Here is a 26,398-nt window from a genome sequence, read left to right on the forward strand (position 1 = left end):
CTCAGTTTACTGGCACTGCTGCTCAGGCGTTCGTTGGCAAGCCAGTTATTTTCTACCGTCTCATTGTTCAAAGCAGCCCAAAATACAGACATCTGGCTCAGACCAATTATAGAAACTCTGCTCCAAACAGCGTGGTCGGAAACGTATTTTTGGCTGGAAAAAGCGCAAGAATATTTATGCCGGAACGCTTTCAAAACATCACAAAAAAAATCATGTAAAAACAAAACATTGTATGCGTGTTTTGAAAGACTTAATTCTTAAGATCCTGTCTATGAAGAGTAGATAGTTATTCTGCTCTTTTTTATTTCTACGGTGAAAATATAGGTTTAATTTTGTGATCTATCTTGCAATTAAAATGCAACAAAAGAAAATATCTATTTTCCCTTCAAAGCGCTTCGCATAATTAAATCGTGGCACTGTTCATTTAGTTTCTAATAGTCGATATTCCCCTTGAGAAAAATTGAGCTGAATATAGACGCCAGAAAATAATGGAATATAAAAACATTAACAATAGCAATGGATTTACTTTATTAGAATTAATGATAGCAATGCTCATCATTTCTATTAGCTTGTCCTGGGGATTGTATCATTGGGGGAAATATCAAAGCCGCCTGCGTTTGCAATCAGCGGTACATAATGTGTTGTCTTTTATGGAAAGGCAGCAGGCTTTAGCCAATTATTTAAATCAGGATCGTACCTTATGGTTAGTGACAGGACAGCCCTGGTGTTTGATATCGTCTGTCACCAAAATCGTTGCTTGTGATGAAGGTGATGGAGAACGCGTTGATTCCCCTCATGAAGATGTATTTTTGTCATTTTCTACGACTGATCGCATTGATTTTTACGGGATCAGAAATACAGCAATGCCAGCCAGTTTCATGCTGGCAAACTCGGCAGGTGACATGAGTATCATAGTTTCTGGACGTGGGCGAATCAGGACATGCAGTAATACAATTAACTCGTTTCCTAATTGTGAGGGCATAAAAACCCCATGATTCTGACTAACTTTTATTTTAAACAAAAACAGGCAGGATTCTCATTGTTGGAAATAATGGTAGCTCTGCTAATCAGTAGCGTGATTTTTGTTGCTATGACAAAAACGTATCCGGTTTTATCAGTCCAAATTCTCGATCTCTATCGTAAATATAGATTGCATTATTTGGTGAACAGAACGACTTATTTGATAGAGAAAGATATTCGGCGGGCAGGTTATTGTCGGGATAGAGAACAGTGCAAGGGTGATCCATTGGTCATTAACAATAAAAATACAGAAATTACTAACTCCTGTTTTATTGTTGCTTTTGATCTCAATTTAAATAATCAATGGGAAAAACCGGGACACATTGAGTCTGAGTTTTTTGGTTATCGTTTAAATAACCGAGCACTTGAGTGGGGAAGAGGAGCAGGCGATTGTCAGGAAAGTGGTTGGGAAAGGCTATTTGATCCAAAAGAGATTGTCATTGATACCTTTCATCTTGAGAAATCACAAGCAAAAGGTAGGGTGATTTTTATCACTTTGTTCATTGATGCCCATTGGTTGAAATCCCCATCAATTGTGTACCGCCATCAAGCTACAATTCGGCTGCGTAATATCAGGGGATAAATATATCAAGGAAAGAAAAATAGATGGCAGAGAAACAACAGGGAAATATTCTGCTGATATCGATAATGATGCTATTGGCGCTGAGTTTGATGATGTTGAAAGCGCTCCATTATCAACAGGAAAGTGCGATGCTTATGATGATGGATGAACAAAATTATTTGCAGGCTTTTTGGCGGGCTGAATCATCATTGATATGGGGCAAGGCACAGTCGTGGCAGATCAATCAGCAAGAAATAGGGGCTTGGGTTTGTCTGCAACATACTGAATTTAATTTGAAAAGTTGCCTAAAACACTATTCAGACAATCTTTTTTTATTAAAAGGGATTGCTCAATTTGCATCCGGGGAAAAGCTTGAACTTTATCAATGGATGAAACAGATGAAACCTCTAAATCAAGATACACTTATTCCTATTGAAAGCGGTTGGTTGGATTTTTGCCCTGTTGCTCAGGCTGAATTTTGTTTATGAAAACCAGAAGACAAGAGGGGATGAGTTTACCTGAAGTCATGATTGCATCTGCCGTATTTGCGATCTCTTTATTGGGTTTAATGCGTTACCACCAAGCACTGTCCGCTAATTTTCAACAATATTGGGGGCAGCTTAAAGCAGTACGGTATGTCCATAATCAGTTGGAACAGTATGAACGTTTGGCAGGCCAGATTGATTTGAAGAAAAAAGAAGAAGAGGCAGCTATACAGCGAGGCTGGAAAGTGGAAGTTCAACAAGAATTTCGTTCTTGGGGGTGCTATCAGGTAACGATTAAGTTGACAGTACATTACAATAAACCAAGTAAATTAGAACGCTGGTTTTGTACCAGTGGGAGGCATAAAACTGACATCTAATATAGTCTACTAAAGTAAATTAATTAAATAAAAATCAATTTGTTACATTGTTTTTGTTCTGTTGTTGTCTACTGCTGTCTTTCTAAATATCTGCAATTTATTGTATAGTATTTTGTATAGAATTTCCCTACACAACTTTTCTATACAATATCGGTGATTTATGAAGCTGACAGATTTGGCAATCAAGCGAGCTAAACCAAAGGAAAAAACCTATACATTGGCGGATGGCAATGGGCTATCTTTATTGGTTGATACCAATGGTTCCAAAGGCTGGCGTTATCGTTATCAATTTGCGGGTAAAACTAAAATGATTTCATTAGGCGTTTATCCAGTAGTAACACTCACCGAAGCCAGAACCAAACGCGATGAAGCAAGAAAGCTAGTTGCTAATGGACTTAATCCCAGTGAAGTAAGAAAAACAGAAAAGATATCCGTAGCAAACCAGATAGCAAACACCTTTGAAAATATAACTCTTGAATGGTACGAAAAGCGCAAAGACAGATGGTCAGCTTCTTATGCAATAGAAATGATGGAAACATTTGAAAAAGATGTTTTTCCCTATATAGGCAATAGACCGATTACTGAGATTAAGCCAATGGAACTTATGGCTGTTTTATCGAGGTTGAATGATCGGGGAGCGACAGAAAAACTTCAAAAGGTTCGCCAACGCTGTGGGGAAGTATGGCGATATGCAGTAGCTACAGGAAGAGCTGAATATAATCCCGCACCTGATTTAGTGTCTGCTTTTGTTGCACATAAAAAGGAACATTACCCATTTTTAAATGCTGATGAGATACATGAATTCTATAAGGCTTTAAATGCGTATACAGGGAGTTTTATCGTAAAGATGGGAATGCGTTTACAAATGATTATTGGTGTTCGTCCTGGTGAATTGCGTAAAGCTGAATGGTTAGAAATTGATTTTGATAAAGCTCAATGGGAGATACCAGCCGAAAAAATGAAAATGCGCCGCCCTCATATTATCCCATTATCGAGACAGGCTATTGATATTTTGGAACAGATAAAACCCATTACAGGACAAGGGAAATATGTTTTTCAGGGCAGGATTAATCAAGCTCAACCAATGAGTGCAATGACAGTAAACGTATTAATTAAGCGCATTGGATATGCAGGAAGAGCTACAGGACATGGCTTCCGTCACACCATGAGCACTATCTTGCACGAACAAAACTATAATTCTGCTTGGATCGAAACACAGCTTGCTCATGTTGATAAGAATTCTATTCGTGGCACATATAACCACGCTCAGTATATTGATGGCCGCAGGGAAATGCTTCAATGGTATGCTGACTATATGGAAGCATTAGAGAACGGTAATAATGTCGTACACGGAAAATTTAAGCGAGCATAGACCGCCAACAACAGACAGAGCCAGCCAGTAAAAGGGCTGGTTTTTTTGTATATGTGCTGAGCAGAGCACGCAGCTGTAACAGGCGATTTCACTACCCAAGAAAATAACCGTTACAAAAATAGTAATCATTATCTCTTTACTTTGTCATTAAGCATTGGCTATATTGCTCTTGCACCAGCAAAATCTGGTGTCAGGATTGAGACCCTGATAATAGAAAAGGCGATACATGACGCGCCAAGCGTCTTTTTTTATGTCGTAGTATCACAGCACCTTTTATTTAATAATAAGGCGTTATTTGCCTATACGAATTCAATGGTGATGCTGATGGGGCAGCCTTCGGGCTGGCTGGTTTCCCTTTTCTACCAGTAGTCTCAACCCTGTCAGCGTCACCGCCCCCACAGAGATTGAGACCTCTCGCGGTGACTCCTTAGAAAAAGAAAAGGAGATCGTCGTTATGATGGCTACCCCTACCCAAACTCACTTTAATTTCCTGTTTTTGAGCATAAAATGTTCATATTTAGCCGCAATACCTTGCCGTATAGAAACAACCGCATCCAATGAACACAATGCAAGAATGACGCTTGTTCGCAACTATATTTTGTTATTTGCTGGTCGTCTGCCTGTTCAGGGGGCACACAATGAGTAATAAACCTATCTCATTAAAACAGGCTCTGTATCGTGCAGGTCTGGGGATCTCACTTTTCACGTTCATTACCAAAAAGGCTAAGGATGAACGCTGCGAAATCAACCTAAATAATCTGATTGCATTGGCACACGGCATTCATCAGGAGGTTTATCGTGATCTGTTGAAACACGTCCCACAGAACCAGGTGAATAAATTAGTCAATTACATTGTACGCCGGGAAAGAGATCCATTCGGTCAATCCTCGTTTCGTGCGGGGTTATGCACTTCTTTATATGAAATCATTCTTGAGCAGGCCAGCCAACACTGTTCGGAAGAATTGCATGATTTGCTGTCACTGGCCTGTGATATCAACCATGAAGTTTACCACGCTCTTTATGCAGCGGTTAATGGCTGGATCACGTTGCCGCCTACAGAGCATAAAGCTGACTGGGACGATTATCGCCAACGTCACGGCATTGAGGTAACAAAGCAGGCATTCAGTAATGGGTTATATCAGGTGGAAAAGAAAGTGCCAGTGGCAAGGTCTGCGACCATTCATTCAGATGAATTCCGTGAGAAAGAATACGATCAGTTAAAGCCCCATGTTGATATCCGTAAGAAAGGTATTTACTGGGTTGAACCCAAAGAGCAAGGCGGCGAGATCGTCGAAGTTGAAAAATGGCTCAGTGATTACATGGAGATAGTGGGTATTGGCAACGATGGCAGCGAAGGTTATCTCATTATTAAGCTCCACCAGGAAGGCTCGGGAAAATGTATCGTTGAAGCCCTACCGCGCCGTGAAATAGGGATGCCTGTAGGTTGGGCTAGATTACGTTCACGGGGCATGAACATTACCGTAAAAAACAGTCTGTTGCCCATTTTGGCTGAACACCTGCAACGCAGCGGCGATCGCCGTGAATGGATTGTGACACAGAAAGCTGGCTGGCATTGTGGGGCGTATGTCATGCCGGACGGTGAAATCATCGGCCAGCCTTATATGCCTGTCGCGTTCAGTGGCGGCACATCTGCGATTGCCGGTTATGTAGTCAGAGGAACCGCCGAACAGTGGAAAACACACGTTGCCTCATTGCTGAAAGGTAACCGCTCAATGATGCTGGGCGTACTGGTAGGATTGTCTGCCCCGCTTAACTCACTGACAGGCGGTAGCTGCTTTGGTGTGCATTTATTTGCCCAATCCTCAGCAGGTAAAACCACTACTGTTGAGGCTGCCAGCAGCTTATACGGCGATCCCGAAGAACTTAAGTTATCATGGCACGGCACTAACCACGGCTTAAATAACGAAGCCGCCGCCCGTAATGATGGTTTCATGCCCATTGACGAAATCGGGCAAAGCTCCAACCCGAAGGAAGTCGCTAACAGTGCTTACAGCCTGTTTAACGGTGTCGGTAAGATTCAGGGAAAACGCGAAGGTGGGAACCGTGCCGTGATCCGCTGGAAAATTGCCGCCCTTTCAACCGGCGAGGAAGATTTAGAAACCTTCCTGATCAAAGGCGGGATCACGCCCAAGGCCGGACAGCTCGTCAGGCTGCTTAGTGTGCCCTTTATTGATACTGAATTTTTCAATGGTTATGAAGACGGTGATTCCCATGCAAGGGCAATCAAGCGAGAATCTAAACGCTATTGTGGTGCAGCCGGTCGTGAATGGATTTTATGGTTGTCTGAGCATCAGGAGCAGGCTATCGAACTTATTGCCCGTAAAGAGAAAGAATGGCTTGATGGCCTGCCAGAAGAAGCCTCAGCTCAAGTCAAGCGTGTGGCCGTTCGTTTCGCGTTACTGGACGCCACCGGAGAGCTGGCAACCCATATCACTGGTTGGAGTAAAGAAGCGTGTCATGCGGCGATAAAGCAAAGTTTCGATGACTGGTTAGCGGATTTTGGTATCGGGAACCGGGAAAAATATCAGGTTGTTACCCGTACCCGTGACTTTATCCAGAAATACGGACTTTCACGCTTCCAGCCTTACACCTACGGCAGGCCAAACGGTGATATTGATACGTCACACGCCATGAGAATTAATGATCTTGCCGGGTATCTGGTGAACAACCGTCGTGATGATGGACAGGCGGAATACCATATTATCCCCAGTGTATTTGAAGCAGAGATATTGCAGGGATTGCAGAATAAATCGGGTTTTGAAGCCTTAGAAGAGGCTGGAATGTTGGTTAAAGCTGAAAAAGACCGCTTTATCAGTAAAACTATTTCAGTGAATGGGACTCAGGGGCGATTTGTCGTACTGGTTTTCAGGGATGAAGATTAACTCACTTAGGATTAAAAAACGTTGGGATAACGGGATATCGGGATAAGAGAGATTTATTTTAATAAATATCAGTTAGTTATAGTTTTTTAAATTATCCCGTGTTATCCCGCTCTATCCCGTAACATAGTGTAATTACAAATAAAGTAATATTGTGATAGTGGAGGTTATCCCGAAAAATATTCTTCTTTGGCGGGTTGTAATTAATTGAATTTAAATGAATTAAAAGTGATAACGTCCTGTCACGGGATAAGCTGGGATAACGTGGGATAGTTCAACCATATGAAATATATAATAAATATGTCATTTATCCCGTTATCCCGTGAAGATTTGTGCAATTGTATAAAGATAATCGATAGTAACGGTTATTTTTTCAGCTCTCCTATTTACCGGGTTAATTCATTAGCCCGGTAAATAGGAGAAGACAAGCGCAGCGCGTCAGTATGATTTTAATCTATTGTATTACTTGAAGTTTAATTTAGATAATATTTCACTAATAATAATTCGTTAGGAATAAAATTGAATAATAATTTTATTATTATAAATCGTTATAATTATAACGCAAATTGAAATCAAAAAATAATAAGTTATGTGTTTTTATTATCTAGTCAAAAAAAATACACGCGATATTGTTATTTAAATGTTGAAGTTCTGTTTTTATCTGGTAGTCTCACTTTTACCAGATACACCAACTATATCAGTTTTTGTCATTAATTAGTATATTCTGGTAAATTATAGTAGTAAATGAACTATATTAAATTTAGGAGATACACTATGAATACTGTAAAAAAAGACAAGAAAACTAATAAGATAAAACTTGATAGCAAGAAAATTTTTTCTGCTTCGGCAAATCGAGTAACACCTATTATGGATCAGGTAAACTAATCCATATTTATTGCCGCAAGCGAAAAGTTTGCGGCAGTATTTTTTAGGAAGAATTTAATTGCAAATTATCAACATAGCAATGTTGATAATTTGATATAAAAATATCTTATTAATAGGGGTGTTTATGCTTGATATATATGATGCTCGCCCAGATGCAAAAAGAGACATTAAAATACGAGAACAGATAAATGAGCGTATTATTAATAGTCTTTCATATATTTTCGAACAATGTAATTATTCCGGTTTTAATTGTAAGTCAGCAGAAGAAAAAATAAATAATTTAAATAAAAAAAGTAAAATAAGTGGAATGATACATGTATTACATAATAGACTGTTGAGAGCTATTGAAGATAACGATGGATTTTTAATTAAACATATATTGAATTGTTTTAATGAATTAAATTATATTGAACAGTCACCACGTGCTATAGGACTATTCACTAATGGGTATACACAATCATTACATCAATTTTATTATGATACATGTGATTATGGAATGATAAATACTTATGGTTATCATTTTGATGGAAATGCCCCGTCAGAAAAAGAATTAGATAATTCAACGTACGCTGTTAACAAAGCATTAAGTAGAATGAAAGAAGTTGATCTTGACTTATTTGATGAGCTGGATTCTTTAATTACAGATATTATCATTGTTAATTCTCCTACCATGAATGCTGGTTCATCATTAAATACATTTGGAATCATAAGAATGAGTCAATTAAGAGAAAATCAAATTTGGACTCGGTATTTCGAGAATTTGGCTCATGAAGCTGGGCATAATCATTTAAACATGCTTTTTTTTATTGACCCAATAATTTTAAACGAGGATAGTGGCACATATAAGTCTCCACTACGTCGTGAAGCTAGGCCATTAAGTGGAATATATCACGCAATGTTTGTTCTTGCTAGAACAATGCGTATTTTAAAGAAATTAAGCACTTATCATAATTATGATCCAATTTTAGAACGAGTTGATACTGCATACAATAACGCCAATAATCCAGCTTCGTTTGAAGAAAAGTTTTATGATTGTTGGAATATAATATTAGAAAATGCAAAATTAACTGAACTAGGAAAAAAATTAATGAATAGCACAAGAGAAATGGCATTTGAATAAACTTTGAACGGGTGTATAAGATATGGCAATCAAACCTCTTATTGAATTATATGAAAATATCATAAAAGAAAATAGAGATATAATAATAGTAGATATAGGTGCGGCTAATTTTGATACGACAGAAAATAATTACAATGGAATAATTGAATCATATCCATTCAATATTTATGGTTTTGAACCTAATCCTGATGAATTCGAAAAATTAAAAACAAACAAGGACATAAGCATTAAATATTTCCCATATGCTATTGGAGATGGAAGTATACATAAACTGTCTATTTGTCAGGTTCCCGGGTGTTCGTCCCTTCTAATACCTAACTTAGAAGAAATGAAAAAATACAAATCCTTTTCTGAATGGATGTTGGTTGTGGATGAGCAAATTATTAAAACAAAACGACTTGATGATATAGATGATATAAAATATATAGATTTATATAAAATTGATATTCAAGGTTGTGAATATCTTGCTCTATATAATTCTTTGGAAAAACTTAAAAATACTCTTGTAATTGAATGTGAAGTTGAATTTGTAGAACAGTATATAGGGCAGCCTAGATTCTCTGAAATAGAAATTCTGCTACGTTCACAAGGATTTAATTTTGTTAAATTTATGGGATATGGTACAAGACCTTTGGAACCTATAACTATAAACAAGGATCCTTTTATTTATGGAAATCAATGGATATGGAGTGATGCCTTGTTTATTAGGAATGTTAATGATTGGGATGCTATGTCTAGTGAAAAACTTTGCGTTCTTGCTATAATTCTTGCAGAGTCCTATGAGTTGTATGATTTTGCATACAAAGCCATATCAATAATAGATAAAAGAAATAATACTGAGTATTCTAATTCCTTTTTGAAATGGCTAAATGAAAACCTTGAAGATAAATTCGAAATTGACTCAACTGATTATTTTCAGTTATTTTTTAATAAGATACAGTATTAGAATGTTGATATAATATTATGACAAAATTTGCAAAAAAAAGATATGATGTGCTTATGATTATTTGCTGTGCTGCATTTGTGATACCTTTGGTATTTACTGGCCCTGCAATTTCCCTTCATGCTGTGAAAAATGATATAGGAGGAGATAGGTTTTTACTAGAATGGATAATAAATTCCTATGTCATTGCATTCGGTGGGTTTGTTATGGCTGCTGGTGTTGCAGGGGACTATATTGGAAGAAGATTATGTTTTATAACTGGTTTGGTGTTATTTAGCCTTTCATCTATATGTATTGCTGTAAGTCATGATTTACTCATCATAATTACAATGAGAATGCTTGAAGGTATAGGTGGTGCATTAGTATCTACCTCCGCTACATCTTTATTAGCTCAAGATTTTTATGGAAAAAACAAAACTATTGCATTTTCATTATTAGGTACATCTTTTGGAGCCGGACTTGCATTTGGCCCTATTATCGCTGGTTTTATGATTGACTTTTTGGGTTGGCGATCACTCTATTGGGGAATATCTATTTTTTCTATCCTAATTGTTGCATTAGGACAATGGAAAATTAAAGAATCAAAAAATGATAATGCCGAACGTCTAGATTGGATTGGTCTTATTATTTTTACTTTAGCTTTAATACTTTTTACATATGCACTTATTTTAGGCGGAAAAATCGGGTTTAGTGATATAAGAATTTATGTGATTATATTTTTTGTGGCTCTTTTTATAATGGCTTTTTATCTTATAGAAAAAAATACGGATAATCCATTAGTCGATATATCTTTATTTAAAATACCTTTATTCTTTGGTGTGCAATTATTACCATTATTAATGGCTTTTAGCTATATATCACTTTTTGTTTATTTACCAATGTGGCTTATGACTGGAGGCAATTTCAGTGCATCTCAAACAGGGATAATTATTTTACCTTTAACTTTACCGATGCTTGTTATTCCACTTCTCTCTGGTTGTCTTGCTAAAAATTATCCAATTAATAATATTTCTGGGATTGGTTTTTTTATAGCTTCCATTGGTGTATGTATGTTAATCAACTCCACATATGAAAAAATTTGGTTAATATCTTTTGCTATGGCATTGATAGGAATTGGTAATGCCTTACCTTGGGGGTTAATGGATGCTTTATCTGTTAGCGTTGTTCCTCAAGAAAAAGCAGGATTAGCATCTGGATTATTTAATACTATGCGGGTAGCAGGCGAAGCCATTGCTATCACACTCGTAGGGTCATTGATAAATATACTTACTTCAATATATATTAATTCCAGCTCAATTAGCGATAGCACTCAAATAGTTTCTTATTCCTATAGAGTAACATTTCAAATATTGTTCATAATTATATTTATCTTGACTTTGCTGGCAGGATTATTTTGTCTCTTTTTTCTAAAAGAAAGGGATATTACTAATAAATTGACAAATAAGTAATTTAGGAGGCATCTATGCTAATAAATAATGTTCCTATTTTGTATTCTACATCTCACTTAACTCTACGTAAATTTGAAGAAAAAGATTTCATCAAATATGATAGCTATCATTCATTACCAGAAGTTTATAAATTTTTATACATCCCGACTCCAACAGATAGTGAAATTAGGGAACAATTTAACAAAGTTCTTAACCCTGCATTTAATGATGACGGTGATGAGATAAGGCTTGCTGTAATTATACAAGAGACTAATGAGTTAGCTGGAGAGGTAATGTTGAGGTTAATTAATAAAAAATCGCAACAAGGGGAGATAGGTTGTATATTCCATCCATTATATCAAAGAAAATCCATAGGAACAGAAGCGTTAGGCGCATTAATAGATATTGGTTTTGAATATTTTAAATGTCATCGAATTTATGCAAGATTAGATGTTTTGAATGTAGGTTCTAAAAAATTAGTTGAAAAATTAGGAATGCGTCAAGAAGCACACTTATTACAAAATGAGTATATAAATGGAATATGGAGTGATATGTATATATACGCAATTCTGGAAGATGAGTGGCAAGCACCAATGTTTTTAAAACATAAATATAGTGGGTGAGCTTTCGCCCACCCTCTTTATTATTTATGATTGATATCTTCCCACTTAGTTATTATTCGCCCCACAATTCCATATTCAGTAGCTTGTTGAGGACGCATCCAATAATTTCTATCAGTATCTTTTTCAACTTTTTCTATCGGTTGCCCCGTGGCATCACTGATAAGTTGATTTATGCGACTACGTATGAGCAAAAACTCTCTAGCTTCGATTTCAATATCAGATGCTCTTCCTTCGTATCCTCCTAAAGGTTGGTGGATCATAAAACGAGTATTTGGAAGGGAATAGCGGTTTTCTTTTTTAGCAGCAAGAAAAATAGTAATGCCGGCACTTGCAACCCAACCGGTTCCTATTATAAATACTTCCGGTTTTACAAATTTAATTAAGTCATGAATAGTGTCACCAGCTTCAACATGCCCACCCTGACTATTAATAAAAATCTTTATTGGGTCATTACTTATTTCTTGTAAAATCAGTAGTTGTGTTGTTACCCTTTCAGCTAACTTTTGGTTAATCTCACCAGATATAATAATACATCTAGACTTTAATAAATTACTTTGCTCATAGGGGATTTCTTTAGAAACTTCAGGGGAATCTTTTGATGGTTCTTCTAACATGATACAGACCTCTTATACTTGAGTTGAGTAAAAGTATACTTAACTTGATGTTTCAAGTGTGGACTATAACAAATAAATCATGGGTTATCCAACTGGTATTCCACCTTGATTTTTGGAGTTGCTTCAAAAAATATGTCTTCATGATCGTGGCATTTTGTTATTTTTATATATTTTCGAAAAATGTAGTTTTTTAATAGATAATTGTTTATATTAATCTTGCGGCAGTTTAGAGATAATATCTATCCAACTGAAATATTTATAAAATTTTAATTTATGATGATGTAAATCTCCGCTGGGTTAATAGTATCAAAGAAAAATAAACAGGTAACAGCTGTTACCTCTATAGTGAAAAATAGGAGGTTCATTTTACTATCAGTAAGCCTGAGATAAAATTTAATATACCTGAATATAAATACTTTAGCTTAATATTTTATAACCAAATTAGAATATATTATTCTCATCATATCCAGTAACATGTACAATGGTTATCCATTGTATTTTATGTTTTTAATTATATATGTGTTAAATTCATATAAACACTTGAAGATCAAACTATTACAGATATAGCTGCGGAGTGTCAGGTAAATTACTTGTGTGAAAAATTCATCAATAATATTTTCTAATTAGTAGTATTTAATTGCAATAGCTCAAAAAAATGCTAATCTAAACTTGTTTAATTACCATCACAGATGGGCAGCGGCCATTAAAAATGGCTTAAAAACTCCCGTAGCCTGAAAGGGAGAGCAAGATTGCGGTACATCTGCGCACTTTTGGAAGCAGATATCGTCAGACACATAACCCACAGTTGACGATGAAAGTTACCCGGTTAAATTGAACCGGTTTATCACACACATAGAGCAGTAACCCTGCCACGTTTACTATCACTATTTGTCCTTGCACGATTTTTACTCATGCTTTGATTTACGCACGATAAACGTCCCGAAAACTTCGCGCGTCACTTGAGTTTAAGCGAAGCGATTACCAAGTGACGCGGCCAAGCGTCAACGTCCAGAGCATGTCCGGTCTGGCTTTACGAACGATTTGAACCACGTTTTACTCAGTGTCACTACTTTTCATTGGTATTTTTCTACCTTAGTTTACTTATTTCGTTTATTTTTCACCCATTGCCTTAAACAGGCTGATGCTGTAAAGAAAGGAGATATCACACGTTACGAATAATGAGGCATTCATCCTGATCTAATCAGGCACTGAATGGGGAGTACTCCACCGCCGTGCAGAGCACGTAGCGAACTCCTGCAAAAACTCACCGCAACCCTCGCCCTGTATACACATTATCTGACGTACCACGGAACGGTGAACCTAACCGACACGCAGGGAAAATGTTTCGAAATGAGTAAAATTAGTATGAAAAACAAAGGGGAAATACGGATAGCGAAGCGATCACGAACGAGAACAAACAACAAAGATTGATTTAGCCGTCCGTATTCTCCTCTGAGTTTGTGCACGCTTGATAGACGTTATAACCGTTAAACTTAGTCGTTCAGTTATTGTGTTAGGTAAAACAATTAGTTAAAGTATTCCCGCCATTAGCAAAATCTAGTGGTAAGGTTTCGCAGCCTTAAAGACACTCCACTGGTAGGATGTTTCTACCAGTGTGCCTGTTATCGCCTTTTCAATGGTGGTTCAGGTGGGGGAGACTTCGGTCTCGCCGGACGAGTGTCCCGGTACTGCGAACCCCGTCTGAATCGCCACCATCAATATTAATTAATGGAAGGGGTAGCAGGAATGAATAACGTTAGAAATGATTGGCATCAGGCCGATATTATCGCCGCATTACGTAAACGTGGTACAACCTTAGCAGCTCTCTCTCGTGAAGCCGGACTCAGTTCATCAACCTTAGCAAATGCACTCAGCAGGCAGTGGCCTAAAGGCGAATGGATCATCGCTAACTATCTCGAAATACATCCTTCTGAGATCTGGCCTAGTCGTTATTTTGATCAACGTGGTCAACTAATTGAACGTAAGATTCGCAATAAGTCATAAAATTAGTCAATACCTACTTGAACAACATTGGGAAGATAGCCATAGCGGGGTATCTTCTCACTAACTAGTAGTAACATTTTCTCTACCATCTCAATAGATCCCAACGAAAAACACCTCTACCTTTCCACCATTTCGGAACTTTTGGCGTACTGACAATATTGATGAAAGGTATCGAAAGCAGCAGAGCGAGGACTAATCGGTTGGCAATAGACGAAACAACAATGATCATACTTACCGCCAACGCATAAACCGGGATGGTAAACTATGATTATGATGATTTAGCGACCAGTACGCTCGCGTGAGGAGATATATGCAACAAGCACCAAAAAGCAGACTAACCGCTATTTTAACGGCACACCGACAACACGGCTTATTGTGACCTGTGAGCAATCCATTATTGATGCCGTGGACAACCACATCAAAGGTAGCAGAGTAACACGCGGCAACCGTGCAGAGTTCCGTGAGACAGGCGATTATAGAAAAGCTATAGCGTGAACTGTGATGATTTAAAGGCATGTTAAGGAATGATGTTTTTGACAGTCCTAAAAAAGAAGAATCCTAACATTTCCTAATACTTTTCTGATGCTTAATTTGATAATAGAATATCCGGTTAGGTGAATGTTAATTAATTCAATAAATAGCGTTAAATTAAAGAGGGTTTCTGATATGTCAGGATTGTTTGAGATAGCAACATCGAAAGATATGTTTCAGCACTTAGAAAGTAAGTATCAAGTATATTTAAGTACCCCGTCAACAGGCACATTATTAGATGCATTATTTCCATTTTCTCACCTACAGGAATGGATTGAGAAAGAAGGTAGTCAAAATGATGATAAAATCGCAAAAAAATTTGTAGAACTGCTATTTAAATCAGAAGATTACAGAATAATCCGTGAGCTTTGTAATCACACTAAGCACTTTCGTAAGAAATCAGCACCAGATACAACAATAGTGAAAGGAGCAAGGGCTGGCCTCTCTCGTGCAGGAGATAATCTGGGGCATGTTTATTTATTGGTAGGTAATCAGGATATTCGAGTACACCTATCCGCAGTGTATAAAATATATTCAGATTATTTTAATCATAAGTGATTATCGTGCACACTAAATCATATATGCCATATTAGCCAAAATGGGAATCTCGGAATATTTACAAATGTTAACATTGAAACCTGTCAAAACTTGACTTCTATCTGACTTGTTTCATTATTTCAATCTAATTCAGCATCAGTGTTATTACTGGCTTTTGATGTGACTTGCTTTGTTACATGATAGCGGTACACAAGCAGGTATGTACTAGAACGGTTTATAATGCGTACCGTACAGGCAAGGTATAGCGATAATCGCAACACCTTAAGGGAGAGCCATGTTAAACCGAGAGTCGATAAAAGCTGTTATGATGGAATTAGCCTACCAGAAAGGACAATCACTCACTGGACGGGATAGGCTGGCAATCAGAACGGGAGTAACGCAGACGTTGTAGGCTAAAGAACGTTACCGCCGTAGAATGACCACACGACCTATCAATGGACGAAACCAGCACCGAGACGTTAAATTACACCGTAAGACCGAAGTGACGTCTTCAAATGAATCATTAGGTTATTACCAAGATGTGAAATAACACTTTGGCTTGCCAGTCATCGGCTGAAACTTTAGCTGATGAATCGGCCTACCCGATTTAATCCGGTAGCCTATTTGCACAACTCTTATTGATCCCTGCAAAATAACCAATCTCTCTTTAAGAGGGCAACCTGTCAGATGAAAAATATCTTTCGGTTGCTATTATTACGTTTGAAGCGAGCTGATTAACCACTGCTAATATTTCAAATCGCAGTAGTGAAAAATCACGATATTGTTTGAAACAGAGGCGTGACAAAATAACGGATAGTTTACAGAGAGGGTTATTCTTGGATGGCATGTCACTATATGCAATGATTTATTAGAGTAATGATGTCTTAGGGAAATAGACAAGATGAAAATCCCCTAGCGATGATTTAGTTTGTATAGAAATCTGTATAGATTTGATAATGAAATTATAAATATAATTTAATATCAATGTGTTAATTGGTTTGTTCTATTCAAGTGGGAGCATTGATGTTTAGAGTTTATCATTCAAATCAGCTCGATCTTCTTAAAGAGTTGCTGGCGAAATTAATCGGGGAAAATCCCCTTTTTGACCCATTTGGCAAAGAAGTGATTTTGGTTCAAAGCCCGGGGATGTCACAGTGGTTGCAAATTCAGTTGGCAGAAAAATTGGGTATTGCCGCGAACATGGAGTTCCCACTGCCAGCAACTTTTATCTGGCAGATGTTTACCCGAGTGTTGCCTGATATTCCCAAAGACAGTGCTTTCAGCAAGGATGCCATGAAGTGGAAGCTGATGACCTTACTGCCCGATTTGTTGACGGAACCGGAGTTTTCAGCACTCAGGCATTATCTTGATCAAGATATTGATAAACGCAAAATTCACCAGTTAGCTGGCCGAATTGCCGATCTGTTTGACCAATATCTGGTTTATCGCCCCCAATGGTTGGAAAGCTGGGAAAAGGGGCAATTAATTGATGCCTTGGGCAGCAACCAGTTATGGCAAAAAAGGCTATGGTTTGAACTGACAGCATATACCCGTCAGCAACAACAACCTTTGTGGCACCGCGCCAATTTATACCAACGATTTATATCGACGTTGGAAGCAGGGAATTTTCCATTGGCGGCTCTTCCCTCGCGTATTTTCATCTGTGGCATATCTGTATTGCCTCCCGCTTACCTGCAAGTATTGAAGGCATTAGGTAAACATATTGATATTCATCTTATGTTCACAAATCCATGCCAATATTATTGGGGCGATATCCAGAGTTATGCCTTTCTTGCTAAGTTAACTAGCCGTAAGCCAAAACATTATAAAAGCAAACAATGGTTGGAAAGATTCAAAAACCCCGAAGAGGTGCCATCGCTGTTTAATGCAGAAGGAGAACAGGATCTGAACAACCCATTGCTGGCATCTTGGGGAAAATTGGGAAGGGATCACCTCTACCTGCTGTCACAATTGGAGCCAGATTCCGATATTCATGCTTTTGTTGAATTAGAACCTGATTCTGTCTTGCACCAAATTCAGCGAGATATCCTTAACCTTGAAGATCACGCCCAGATTGGTTCTACCGACAATTCCTTTAAAAACAGCCGGAAAAAGCGCCCATTTGATGGGGCAGATCGCTCACTGTCTTTTCATTCATGCCATAGTCCGCAGAGGGAGATCGAAGTATTGCAGGATCAAATTCTGCATTTATTGGATGATGATCCTTCACTGACACCGAGGGATATCATTGTGATGATGGCGGATATCGATAGTTATGCCCCCTATATTCAGGCTGTTTTTGGTAATGCGCCCGATGATCGTTATATCCCCTTTGCCATCTCTGACCGTAAAGTTAGTCAGGCGCATCCTGTCTTGCAGGCATTTATTACCTTGCTGGATTTGCCGCAGAGTCGGTTTACGGCAGAACAGGTGCTGGCATTATTGGAAGTCCCTGCTTTAGCTAACAAATTCTCGATTCAGGAAGAAGGGTTGCGTTTATTACGGCGTTGGGTAAAAGAATCGGGAATTTGCTGGGGGCTGGATGATGACAATATTGAAGCATTATCGTTGCCCGCTACAGGGCAGAATACCTGGCGCTTTGGCCTGACGCGTATGCTATTGGGTTATGCGATGGATAGCCATGCCGGGCCGTGGAATGATGTTTTGCCTTATGATGAATCCAGTGGTCTTGCCGCCGAACTGGCAGGGCAATTAGCTGAGTTTTTAATGGCACTGAATCGCTGGCGTAAAATTTTAAGTGAAGAACAGCGATTGACGGATTGGTTGGCTGTATGTCCGCAACTGCTGGAAACTTTTTTTGTAGCGGATGACGAAGTTGAACTGGTTCTGACGCTTATTACGCAGCAATGGCAAAAAGTAGTTGATAATGGACTGAATGCACATTATGCCGAAAGCATCCCTTTGGTGCTGCTGCGCGATGAGCTGGCGCTTCGTCTGGATGATGAAAAGATAAGCCAGCGCTTTTTGGCCGGTTCCCTCAATTTTTGCACTCTGATGCCTATGCGTTCCATTCCTTTTAAGGTTGTCTGCCTGTTGGGAATGAATGATGGAGTTTATCCACGTACTATCCCGCCACTTGGGTTTGATCTGATGGCAGAAAAAACTCAGCGTGGGGATAGAAAACGGCGTGACGATGACCGTTATCTCTTTCTGGAAGCGTTAGTTTCGGCTGAACAATTTCTTTATATTAGCTATATCGGCAAATCGATCCGCGATGATACTGAGTGTAATCCCTCGGTATTGGTTAACGAGTTACTGGATTATATTTGCCAGAGTTTTTGCTTATCCGGCGATGAAATGTTGAATGTTGATGACAGTGCCAACAATGTCAGAAAACATCTGCTGTCACAGCATACCCGTGTGCCTTTTGCGACAGAAAATTTCTTACCAGCCCATCACTTACAAAGTTATGCCGCAGAATGGTTGCCAGCTGCGACACAACAGGGTGTTTCAGCCCCTGATTTTTGTCAGCCGATTGCGTTTGATCGCAGTGAGGTAAAAGAAGTTGCATTAGATGAACTGATCCGCTTTTATCGATACCCTGTCCGGGCGTTTTTTCAGCAAAGGCTGAAGGTGCATTTTGTCATTGAAGAGATGGAGTTACCTGAAGACGAACCTTTTGTGCTGGATAACCTGCAACGTTATCAATTTAACCAACTGTTGTTAAATATTCTGATTGAACAGGGAGCACCTGAGTCTCTGTTTTACCACCTCCGTGCGTCGGGAGGGCTGCCATATGGTTCCTTTGGTGAAGTTTACTGGCTGGAGCAACTGGAATCCATGCAGCCTTTGGCCTCCAGGGTGCGTGAAGAGAGAACAGCCTCTTCTTCTATTGACTTATATGAGCCATTAGACACGGTGATGTTGGCTGGCAGAATCAGTCAGGTGCAGTCTGATGGCATTTTACGTTGGCGCCCAGCGAACTTAACGGCCAATGATGGTATCCAATTATGGATTGAGCACCTTGCCTATTGTCTTTCAGGTGGAAGTAGTGAAAGCCGCATGTATGGAACAGGTAAAAAGGGAAAAAAAGAGAAGGAAGATAAAAAGGTGTCAGAATATCGTTTCTTACCGTTAAAACCGGAGGAGGCGAAACACTATCTGAACCAGATGGTAGAGGGCTATTTTCAAGGTATGTCTGAACCTCTGCCCTTATTTTGCCGAAGCGGTTGGGCATGGTTAGTTGACTGTTTTGATAAAGAAACTCGTGAAATCGATTTTCGTGAAGAGGTTCAACAAAGTGCTGAAAATAAATTAATGGAACACTGGTTAGGAACACATGACAGAAAAGGGGAAAGCGTTGATCATTACGTACAACGGGCTTTCCGGCAAGCTGATCAATCACTTTTGGAGCGAATGAAGCGTGAAACTCAGCGTTATTTACTGCCGATAGCACGCTATTCCAATGGATCATTATTTAAATAATTAGGGAGAATATTAGGTTATGCCTAAATGTCTTATCCGCATCATGACGGTGCTCTTTCTGCTATTTTTGGGGGTTACTGCACATGCACAATCGCCTTGGCAGCCATTGCCAGATACGATCCACAAAAGTGATCGCGATCCGCGTCAATATAAAGCGATTAAATTGCAAAATGGCATGACCGTTTTGCTGGTTGCTGATGAAAAAGCGATTAAATCATTGGCTGCCGTGTCTCTTCCGGTTGGCCATATGGAAAATCCAGATAATCAGCTTGGTCTGGCCCACTATCTTGAGCACATGGTATTGATGGGTTCCAGACGTTACCCACAAGCAGGCGGATTTGCTGAATTCTTGCAAAAACATGGTGGAAGCCGTAACGCCAGTACCAATGCCAACCGTACCGCATTCTATCTGGAAGTTGAAAATGACGCTTTAACAGAAGCGGTTGACCGCCTTGCGGATGCGCTGGCTGAACCTTTGCTGGAGCCAGTCAATGCTGATCGTGAACGTCATGCCGTTGATAATGAAATGACCATCGCGCGTGCGGGTGAAGGGCATCGTTTATGGCAAATTCGTTCCGAGACCATCAATCCGGCTCACCCGAATGCCCGCTTTGCCGGCGGAAATTTAGAAACACTGAAAGATAAACCCGACAGCAAGTTACAGACAGCCCTGATCGATTTTTACCAACGCTATTACTCCGCTAATCTGATGAAAGGGGTTGTGTATGGCAATCAATCCATCGATAAATTGGCTCAGATTGCGGTAGAAACCTTGGGCCGTATTCCGAACCGACATGCTTCGGTGCCTGCCATTACCGTACCGGCAATCACAGATAAAGAAAAAGGCACCATTATCCATTATGTGCCCGCACAACCTTACAAAGCGTTGCGACTGGAGTTTAGCATTGCTGACAACAGCGCAGATTTTCGCAGTAAGACGGACGCCTATGTCGGGTATTTGCTTGGCAATCGCAGCCAAAATACCTTGTCTGATTGGTTACAAAAGCAGGGATTAATCGAAAGTATCGATGCCGGGGCAAATCCCAAAACGGATGGTAATTCCGGGACGTTTGATATTTATGTTTCACTCACGGATAAGGGCCTTGAACAGCGTGATCAAGTTATCGCAGCCATCTTTTCCTACATTAATCTGCTGAAACAACAGGGTATCAACAAGAGTTATTTCGATGAAATGGATAAAGTCCTGAATTTGTCGTTCCAGTATGCATCAATCGTACGCAATATGAACTACATCGAAGGGCTGTCTGATGCCATGCTGGTATTACCTATATCCCATGTGCTGGATGCGGGTTATGTTGCAAATGCGTTCAACCCAAAGGCGATAGCTAGCCGTCTGGACGAATTAACGCCGGAAAATGCGCGTATCTGGTTTATCAGCCCAACCGAGCCACATAACAAAGAAGCTTACTTTGTGCAGGCACCGTACCAGGTCAATAAAATTACGCCAAGACAGCGGGCGGAATGGAAAAAACGCGAACAGGGAGACTTATTCTCTTTGCCTGAATTGAATCCCTATATTCCTGATGATTTATCCCTGGTTAAAACATCGGATAGCCAAAAACACCCTAAAATGATTTTGGAAAAGCCAAATGTTCGCTTGCTGTATATGCCGAGCCAATATTTTGCGGATGAACCTAAAGGCAGTATTGCATTGGAGATGCGCAATCCGAATGGATTGAAAAACATCAAAGATCAGGTTTCAGATACTTTATTGAGCTATTTGTCTGGACTGGCACTTGATCAACTGAGTTATCAGGCATCGGTTGGGGGAATGGGGGTTTATACCGGTTATGTTGATGGTTTGAAAATCGGCGTCAATGGTTATACGCAGCACTTACCCGCGTTGTTAACTTCAGCAATTAATCAATATATTTCGTTTACGCCATCCCAGGAAGAACTGGATCAGGCGAAATCGTGGTATCGGGAACAGATGGAAGTCGCCAATAATAGCAAGGCTTTTCAGATGGCGATGCAACCCATTTCCCGCCTCTCTGGTGTGCCTTACTTTGAACCGGCAGAAAAATTGAAAGAGTTGGATATCCTCACTGTTGACGATATTGTCAACTACCGTCAGAGCATGATCCAACACTCGGCACTACAGGCCCTGGTCTTCGGTAATTTCACTGAACAGCAGAGTATTAATATCGTTCAATCAGCACAGAAGCAGCTCGCTAACCAGGGAACGGTATGGTGGACTGGCGAGCACCTTGTCATTGATCGGCATTATGCGGTTAATTTCACTGGCACGGCGAATAGCACGGATAACGCTCTGGAAGAAATCTTTATTCCAACGGGGTATGACCGTATCCGGGGATCGGTTTATTCCAGTTTGCTGAGTCGCATTTTGTCACCGTGGTTCTATGATCAATTGAGGACGACAGAACAACTTGGTTATGCGGTTTTTGCTTTCAACCAAAATATCGGTAAACAGTGGGGATTGGGTTTCTTGCTGCAAAGTAACAGCAAGCAACCGGATTACCTGCATCAACGTTACCAGAGCTTCTATCAACAGGCTGAGAAAGCACTGAAAGCGATGTCTGATGCTGAGTTTGAACAGTATAAAAAATCATTGCTAATAGAAATGCGTGAGCCGCCACAGACTTTCTATTCAGAAGTGGCTCGCTTTGATGCAGATTTTGGGCGTAATAATTTCAAATTTGATACCCGTGAGAAAATCATCGCAGCGATGGAGAAAGCCACCAAAGCGCAGATGATTGCGTTTTATGAAAAAGCCGTGCTTAAACGTCAGGGATTGGCGCTGGTTTCCCAAATTACAGGGAAAAAAGGGACGGCTCATCAATATGCCGTGCTGAAAGGCTGGAAAACTTACGACTATGTGTCAGATTTCCAGAAACAATTACCGATTAAGGTGAATGCTCAGTGAGCAAAGAAATACCCTCTCATAAGCTTAACCCGTTAACTCTGCCGCTGTATGGTCAGCGGCTGATCGAAGCGTCCGCAGGGACGGGGAAGACTTACACGATAGGCTTGTTGTATCTCCGGCTATTACTGGGATTGGGTGGCTCTGCCGCCTTTTCCCGTCCGCTGAGTGTTGAAGAGATTCTGGTTGTTACTTTTACGCAAGCGGCGACGGATGAATTGCGTGGACGTATCCGTGAAAACATCCACCAACTCCGCTTGGCTTGTATACGGAAAGAAACAGCGGCTAGCGATCCTATCTATCAGCAATTACTGGATGAAATTCCTGATAAAGAAAGTGCGGCCGGGTGGTTATTAGCCGCTGAACGCCAGATGGATGAGGCGGCGATTTATACCATCCACGGTTTTTGCCAGCGCATGTTAATCCACAATGCTTTTGAGTCTGGTGTCCTGTTTGATCAGACCTTAATTCAGGATGAAAACCAGTTACGCAAACAAGGCTGTGCTGATTTTTGGCGCCGTCACTGTTATCCCCTGCCATTGCCAATTGCAGCGGAAGTCAGCCGGATATGGAATGGGCCGGAAGCATTATTGAAAGATATTTCAGACTATTTGCACGGGGATATGCCGTATATCCTTAATGCCCCTGATGGTGATGAAACGCTGTTTAGCCGCCATCAAAAAATTATTGAGCAGATTGAGGTGATAAAACGCCAGTGGAATGATGCCGCTTCCGGGTTAGAGGAACTGATTACTAATTCAGATGTGGATAAACGTAGCTACAGCAAAAAACATTTACCTAACTGGCTGAATAGTGTTTCTGAGTGGGCTAAATCACCCACCAAAGGTTACCTGTTGCCCAAAGAATTGGATAAATTTTGTCAATCACGCTTATTAGAAAAGACTAAAAAAGGGGAAGCTCCGCAGCATGCGTTGTTTGCAGCAATTGAGGGTTTATATCAGCACCCGTTGACATTGAAAGATATCATCCTCTCCAAAGCGATTGTTGAAGTTCGCCAGTCGGTTAATCAGGAGAAGCTGAACCGTGGTTACATGGGGTTTGATGATTTGCTGACCCGTTTGGACAGTGCCTTGCGGCGTGCAGGAGGGGAGCAGCTTGCAGCCACCATTCGGCAGCGCTATCCCGTCGCAATGATTGATGAGTTTCAGGATACCGACCCACAACAATATCGTATTTTTCAGGCCATATATCGCCATCAATCAGAAAATGCACGGGCTGAAAACGAAACGGGCTTATTGTTTATTGGCGATCCCAAACAAGCGATTTATGCATTTCGTGGGGCCGATATTTTTACTTACATTCGCGCTCGTTCTCACGTTAAAGCCCATTACACGCTGGAAACAAACTGGCGTTCTTCTGCATCAATGGTGCAGTCTGTCAATAAACTGTTTTCCCGCCCGGAATTCCCGTTTTTGTTTGCACAAATCCCATTTCTTGACGTTAATGCCGCAGAGAAAAATCGTGGGCTGAGATTTTCCTTACATGGTGAGGATCAAGCTGCCTTACGATTTTGGTTACAGTCGGGTGATGGTGTTTCCAAAGGGGAATATGAGCAAACTATGGCCCGACAATGTGCAGCCCAAATACGGGATTGGTTGCAGGCAGGGCAAGAAGGAAAGGCGCTTTTATATCAGGCAAAAAATAAACCAACAGAAGCAAGCCGCCCGGTGATGGCGACAGATATTACGGTGTTGGTGCGTGATCGGCGGGAAGCCGCATTGATCCGTCAAGAATTGAACGCACTGAGAATACCTTCGGTTTATCTTTCCAACCGGGAAAGTGTGTTTGATACCCCGGAAGCGAAAGATTTGCTGTGGTTGTTACAGGCAGTATTGGCGCCGGAAAAGGCGCGCGAATTGCGCAGTGCGTTAGCCAGCAGTCTATTTGGCTTAAGTGCACAACAAATTGACCAGTTGAATAACGACGAAAGGGCGTGGGATCGTCTGGTTGATGAATTTGATGGCTATGCCCGTTTATGGCGTACTCGTGGCGTATTACCCATGTTGCGGGCAGTCATGGCGAAATACCGGATAGCAGAAAATCTGCTGGCCGGTGATGACGGTGAACGCCGGCTTACCGATGTTATGCACATTGGTGAGTTGTTGCAGGCGGAATCTCAACAACTAGATAGCGAACATGCTGTTGCCCGTTGGCTGGCACAACAGATTTCACGCCCGGATCCGCAATCAGAAAGCCAGCAACTGAGGCTGGAGAGTGATCGACATCTGGTGCAGATCTGTACCATTCATAAATCTAAGGGATTGGAGTATCCGTTGGTTTGCTTGCCTTTTGTTTGTGGTTACAGGAAGCAGAAACTGGCGGTGTATCATGATCGCCATAACTTTGAGGCTTGTCTTAATCTTTCTCATGATGATGAAGCGTTGAAAGAAGCTTTGGAGCTGGCTGATGAAGAACGTCTGGCCGAGGATTTACGCTTGCTCTACGTTGCATTAACCCGTTCGATTTATCACTGTAGCATCGGGGTAGCCCCGCTTATCAAAGGGAATAGAGGAAAAGCAGGTGATACTGATTTGCACTTATCTGCCCTTGGATACCTGCTACAAAAGGGGCAAAAAGGGGATGCACAATTACTGGTTAACAGCCTGAATGCGCTTTGTGATGACAGCATAGAAATAAGGCAAGCGGGAGATACCACTGACTTGCAATGGTGCCCCCAAAGTGAAAATACGCTGTCGCTGGAAGCCCGAAAATTGCAACGTTCCGTGCGGGATGACTGGCGGGTGACGAGTTATTCGGGGTTACAATATTCCGCTTCCCACGCCACTTCCTCCATTTATGCGGGGACATTTGGGGAATCAGTTGATGTGATAGTGCAATCCATTGCTCCGAAGCTGGATATTGAAGCGAGTGGTGAAAAGCAGGAAGAACAATCGTTACAGATGACGCCGCATACTTTTCCGCGAGGGGCGTCTGCGGGCACATTCCTGCACAGTATTTTAGAAGATCTGGATTTCGGCAATCCTCCGGATCGGTTGTGGCTGGTGGAAAAACTGGCAGCGTCAGGATTTGATGAAAACTGGGCACCCATATTGGAGCAGTGGGTAGAGGATATTCTGGGCGCAGAGCTGAATGAGCAAGGAATGAAACTTGTCGGTGTGCCTCGTCATCGGCAGCAAAGTGAAATGCAGTTTTACCTGCCAATAGATAAGCTATTACATGCAAAGGAAATGGATGCACTAGCCCGTCGTTATGATCCGCTGTCTGCGCAATGTGCTCCGTTATCCTTTCATCAAGTCAAAGGCATGTTAAGAGGTTTTATTGATTTGGTTTTTTGCTGGCAAGATAAGTTTTACGTCGTGGATTACAAATCAAACTGGTTAGGTGAGAACAGCCAGTCATATACGCAAGAGGCGATGGCAAGAGCCATGATAGAGCATCGTTACGATTTCCAGTATCAGCTTTATACTTTAGCGCTGCACCGTTATTTGCGTCATCGGTTAGCTCATTATGATTACCGCCGCCATTTTGGTGGCGTGATCTATCTGTTTCTGCGGGGTATTGATAAAGATAACCCGGGGCATGGTATTTATTCCTACTTGCCTCCCTTTGAATTTATTGACGAACTGGATACGCTTTTCAGTGCTGTTGGTAAGGAAAAAAGCGTATGA

Annotated in this window: 19 protein-coding genes; 18 read left to right on the forward strand and 1 reads right to left on the reverse strand. The window is 40.5% G+C overall.

What is annotated here, in order from left to right:
- The 13 genes from ABLA76_RS08420 to ABLA76_RS08480 form a co-directional block, all read left to right on the forward strand.
- Positions 1-218 (forward strand): hypothetical protein (locus ABLA76_RS08420; protein WP_348987584.1); only part of this gene is annotated, 218 nt, incomplete at its 5' end.
- 270 nt (positions 219-488) lie between these two features.
- Entirely contained in the window at positions 489-995 is a 507-nt protein-coding gene (locus ABLA76_RS08425) for a prepilin peptidase-dependent protein (RefSeq protein ID WP_348987585.1), read from the forward strand.
- Entirely contained in the window at positions 992-1,603 is a 612-nt protein-coding gene (locus tag ABLA76_RS08430) for a prepilin peptidase-dependent protein (RefSeq protein ID WP_348987586.1), read from the forward strand. The genes ABLA76_RS08425 and ABLA76_RS08430 overlap by 4 nt, the downstream gene beginning before the upstream one ends.
- Positions 1,604-1,626: 23 nt before the next feature.
- The gene (locus tag ABLA76_RS08435) at positions 1,627-2,070 is read left to right on the forward strand and encodes a YgdB family protein (protein WP_348987587.1); all 444 of its coding nucleotides are present in this window, start codon (positions 1,627-1,629) and stop codon (positions 2,068-2,070) included.
- On the forward strand, positions 2,067-2,444 hold the full coding sequence (locus ABLA76_RS08440) for a prepilin-type N-terminal cleavage/methylation domain-containing protein (protein WP_348987588.1): 378 nt from the start codon (positions 2,067-2,069) through the stop codon (positions 2,442-2,444). Before ABLA76_RS08435 ends, ABLA76_RS08440 begins: the two co-directional genes overlap by 4 nt.
- Before the next feature lie 160 nt (positions 2,445-2,604).
- Positions 2,605-3,816: an integrase arm-type DNA-binding domain-containing protein gene (locus ABLA76_RS08445; RefSeq protein ID WP_348987589.1), complete on the forward strand. Its 1,212-nt coding sequence runs from the start codon at positions 2,605-2,607 to the stop codon at positions 3,814-3,816.
- A gap of 141 nt (positions 3,817-3,957) precedes the next feature.
- Positions 3,958-4,185 (forward strand): ash family protein, encoded by a 228-nt coding sequence (locus tag ABLA76_RS08450; RefSeq protein ID WP_285808694.1) that lies wholly within the window; start codon positions 3,958-3,960, stop codon positions 4,183-4,185.
- 85 nt (positions 4,186-4,270) lie between these two features.
- Positions 4,271-4,462: a host cell division inhibitor Icd-like protein gene (locus ABLA76_RS08455; protein WP_285808693.1), complete on the forward strand. Its 192-nt coding sequence runs from the start codon at positions 4,271-4,273 to the stop codon at positions 4,460-4,462.
- Complete coding sequence (locus tag ABLA76_RS08460; RefSeq protein WP_348987590.1) at positions 4,455-6,719, forward strand: DUF927 domain-containing protein; 2,265 nt, start codon at positions 4,455-4,457, stop codon at positions 6,717-6,719. The genes ABLA76_RS08455 and ABLA76_RS08460 overlap by 8 nt, the downstream gene beginning before the upstream one ends.
- 1,006 nt (positions 6,720-7,725) lie before the next feature.
- The gene (locus ABLA76_RS08465) at positions 7,726-8,721 is read left to right on the forward strand and encodes an HEXXH motif-containing putative peptide modification protein (RefSeq protein ID WP_285808688.1); all 996 of its coding nucleotides are present in this window, start codon (positions 7,726-7,728) and stop codon (positions 8,719-8,721) included.
- A gap of 22 nt (positions 8,722-8,743) precedes the next feature.
- Positions 8,744-9,667, forward strand: coding sequence for an FkbM family methyltransferase (locus tag ABLA76_RS08470; protein WP_348987591.1), 924 nt, complete (start codon positions 8,744-8,746; stop codon positions 9,665-9,667).
- A 17-nt stretch (positions 9,668-9,684) separates the two neighbouring features.
- On the forward strand, positions 9,685-11,112 hold the full coding sequence (locus ABLA76_RS08475) for an MFS transporter (protein ID WP_348987592.1): 1,428 nt from the start codon (positions 9,685-9,687) through the stop codon (positions 11,110-11,112).
- 14 nt (positions 11,113-11,126) lie between these two features.
- Positions 11,127-11,714, forward strand: a complete 588-nt coding sequence (locus ABLA76_RS08480; RefSeq protein WP_285808685.1) for a GNAT family protein — start codon at positions 11,127-11,129, stop codon at positions 11,712-11,714.
- Positions 11,715-11,734: 20 nt separating this feature from the next.
- On the opposite strand, the gene ABLA76_RS08485 is transcribed toward ABLA76_RS08480, so the two are convergent.
- Entirely contained in the window at positions 11,735-12,328 is a 594-nt protein-coding gene (locus ABLA76_RS08485; RefSeq protein WP_348987593.1) for an ATP-dependent Clp protease proteolytic subunit, read from the reverse strand.
- Between the two features lie 1,746 nt (positions 12,329-14,074).
- Between ABLA76_RS08485 and ABLA76_RS08490 the strand changes: the two genes are divergently transcribed.
- The 5 genes from ABLA76_RS08490 (at position 14,075) to recB (ending at position 26,398) form a co-directional block, all read left to right on the forward strand.
- A complete protein-coding gene (locus ABLA76_RS08490; protein ID WP_285808683.1) occupies positions 14,075-14,332 on the forward strand; it encodes a helix-turn-helix transcriptional regulator in 258 nt (85 codons plus the stop codon).
- Positions 14,333-14,950: 618 nt separating this feature from the next.
- Positions 14,951-15,421: a hypothetical protein gene (locus tag ABLA76_RS08495; RefSeq protein ID WP_348987594.1), complete on the forward strand. Its 471-nt coding sequence runs from the start codon at positions 14,951-14,953 to the stop codon at positions 15,419-15,421.
- A gap of 1,002 nt (positions 15,422-16,423) precedes the next feature.
- Positions 16,424-19,846: an exodeoxyribonuclease V subunit gamma gene (gene recC, locus ABLA76_RS08500; protein WP_348987595.1), complete on the forward strand. Its 3,423-nt coding sequence runs from the start codon at positions 16,424-16,426 to the stop codon at positions 19,844-19,846.
- Positions 19,847-19,865: 19 nt separating this feature from the next.
- The gene (gene ptrA, locus ABLA76_RS08505) at positions 19,866-22,751 is read left to right on the forward strand and encodes a pitrilysin (RefSeq protein WP_348987596.1); all 2,886 of its coding nucleotides are present in this window, start codon (positions 19,866-19,868) and stop codon (positions 22,749-22,751) included.
- Positions 22,748-26,398, forward strand: a complete 3,651-nt coding sequence (gene recB, locus ABLA76_RS08510) for an exodeoxyribonuclease V subunit beta (RefSeq protein WP_348987597.1) — start codon at positions 22,748-22,750, stop codon at positions 26,396-26,398. The genes ptrA and recB overlap by 4 nt, the downstream gene beginning before the upstream one ends.

Source organism: Xenorhabdus sp. SGI240 (assembly GCF_040081915.1).
In the GTDB taxonomy this organism is placed as follows: domain Bacteria; phylum Pseudomonadota; class Gammaproteobacteria; order Enterobacterales; family Enterobacteriaceae; genus Xenorhabdus; species Xenorhabdus bakwenae.

Bases quoted from the DNA above. Each gene is read 5' to 3' on its own strand.
- ABLA76_RS08465 (WP_285808688.1), top strand. From the start codon at position 7,726: ATGCTTGATATATATGATGCTCGCCCAGATGCAAAAAGAGACATTAAA.
- ABLA76_RS08485 (WP_348987593.1), bottom strand. From the start codon at position 12,328: ATGTTAGAAGAACCATCAAAAGATTCCCCTGAAGTTTCTAAAGAAATC.
- ABLA76_RS08435 (WP_348987587.1), top strand. From the start codon at position 1,627: ATGGCAGAGAAACAACAGGGAAATATTCTGCTGATATCGATAATGATG.
- ABLA76_RS08425 (WP_348987585.1), top strand. From the start codon at position 489: ATGGAATATAAAAACATTAACAATAGCAATGGATTTACTTTATTAGAA.
- ABLA76_RS08460 (WP_348987590.1), top strand. From the start codon at position 4,455: ATGAGTAATAAACCTATCTCATTAAAACAGGCTCTGTATCGTGCAGGT.
- ABLA76_RS08480 (WP_285808685.1), top strand. From the start codon at position 11,127: ATGCTAATAAATAATGTTCCTATTTTGTATTCTACATCTCACTTAACT.
- ABLA76_RS08455 (WP_285808693.1), top strand. From the start codon at position 4,271: ATGATGGCTACCCCTACCCAAACTCACTTTAATTTCCTGTTTTTGAGC.
- ABLA76_RS08440 (WP_348987588.1), top strand. From the start codon at position 2,067: ATGAAAACCAGAAGACAAGAGGGGATGAGTTTACCTGAAGTCATGATT.
- ABLA76_RS08495 (WP_348987594.1), top strand. From the start codon at position 14,951: ATGTTAATTAATTCAATAAATAGCGTTAAATTAAAGAGGGTTTCTGAT.
- ABLA76_RS08490 (WP_285808683.1), top strand. From the start codon at position 14,075: ATGAATAACGTTAGAAATGATTGGCATCAGGCCGATATTATCGCCGCA.
- ABLA76_RS08445 (WP_348987589.1), top strand. From the start codon at position 2,605: ATGAAGCTGACAGATTTGGCAATCAAGCGAGCTAAACCAAAGGAAAAA.
- ABLA76_RS08430 (WP_348987586.1), top strand. From the start codon at position 992: ATGATTCTGACTAACTTTTATTTTAAACAAAAACAGGCAGGATTCTCA.
- ABLA76_RS08475 (WP_348987592.1), top strand. From the start codon at position 9,685: ATGACAAAATTTGCAAAAAAAAGATATGATGTGCTTATGATTATTTGC.
- ptrA (WP_348987596.1), top strand. From the start codon at position 19,866: ATGCCTAAATGTCTTATCCGCATCATGACGGTGCTCTTTCTGCTATTT.
- recC (WP_348987595.1), top strand. From the start codon at position 16,424: ATGTTTAGAGTTTATCATTCAAATCAGCTCGATCTTCTTAAAGAGTTG.
- ABLA76_RS08470 (WP_348987591.1), top strand. From the start codon at position 8,744: ATGGCAATCAAACCTCTTATTGAATTATATGAAAATATCATAAAAGAA.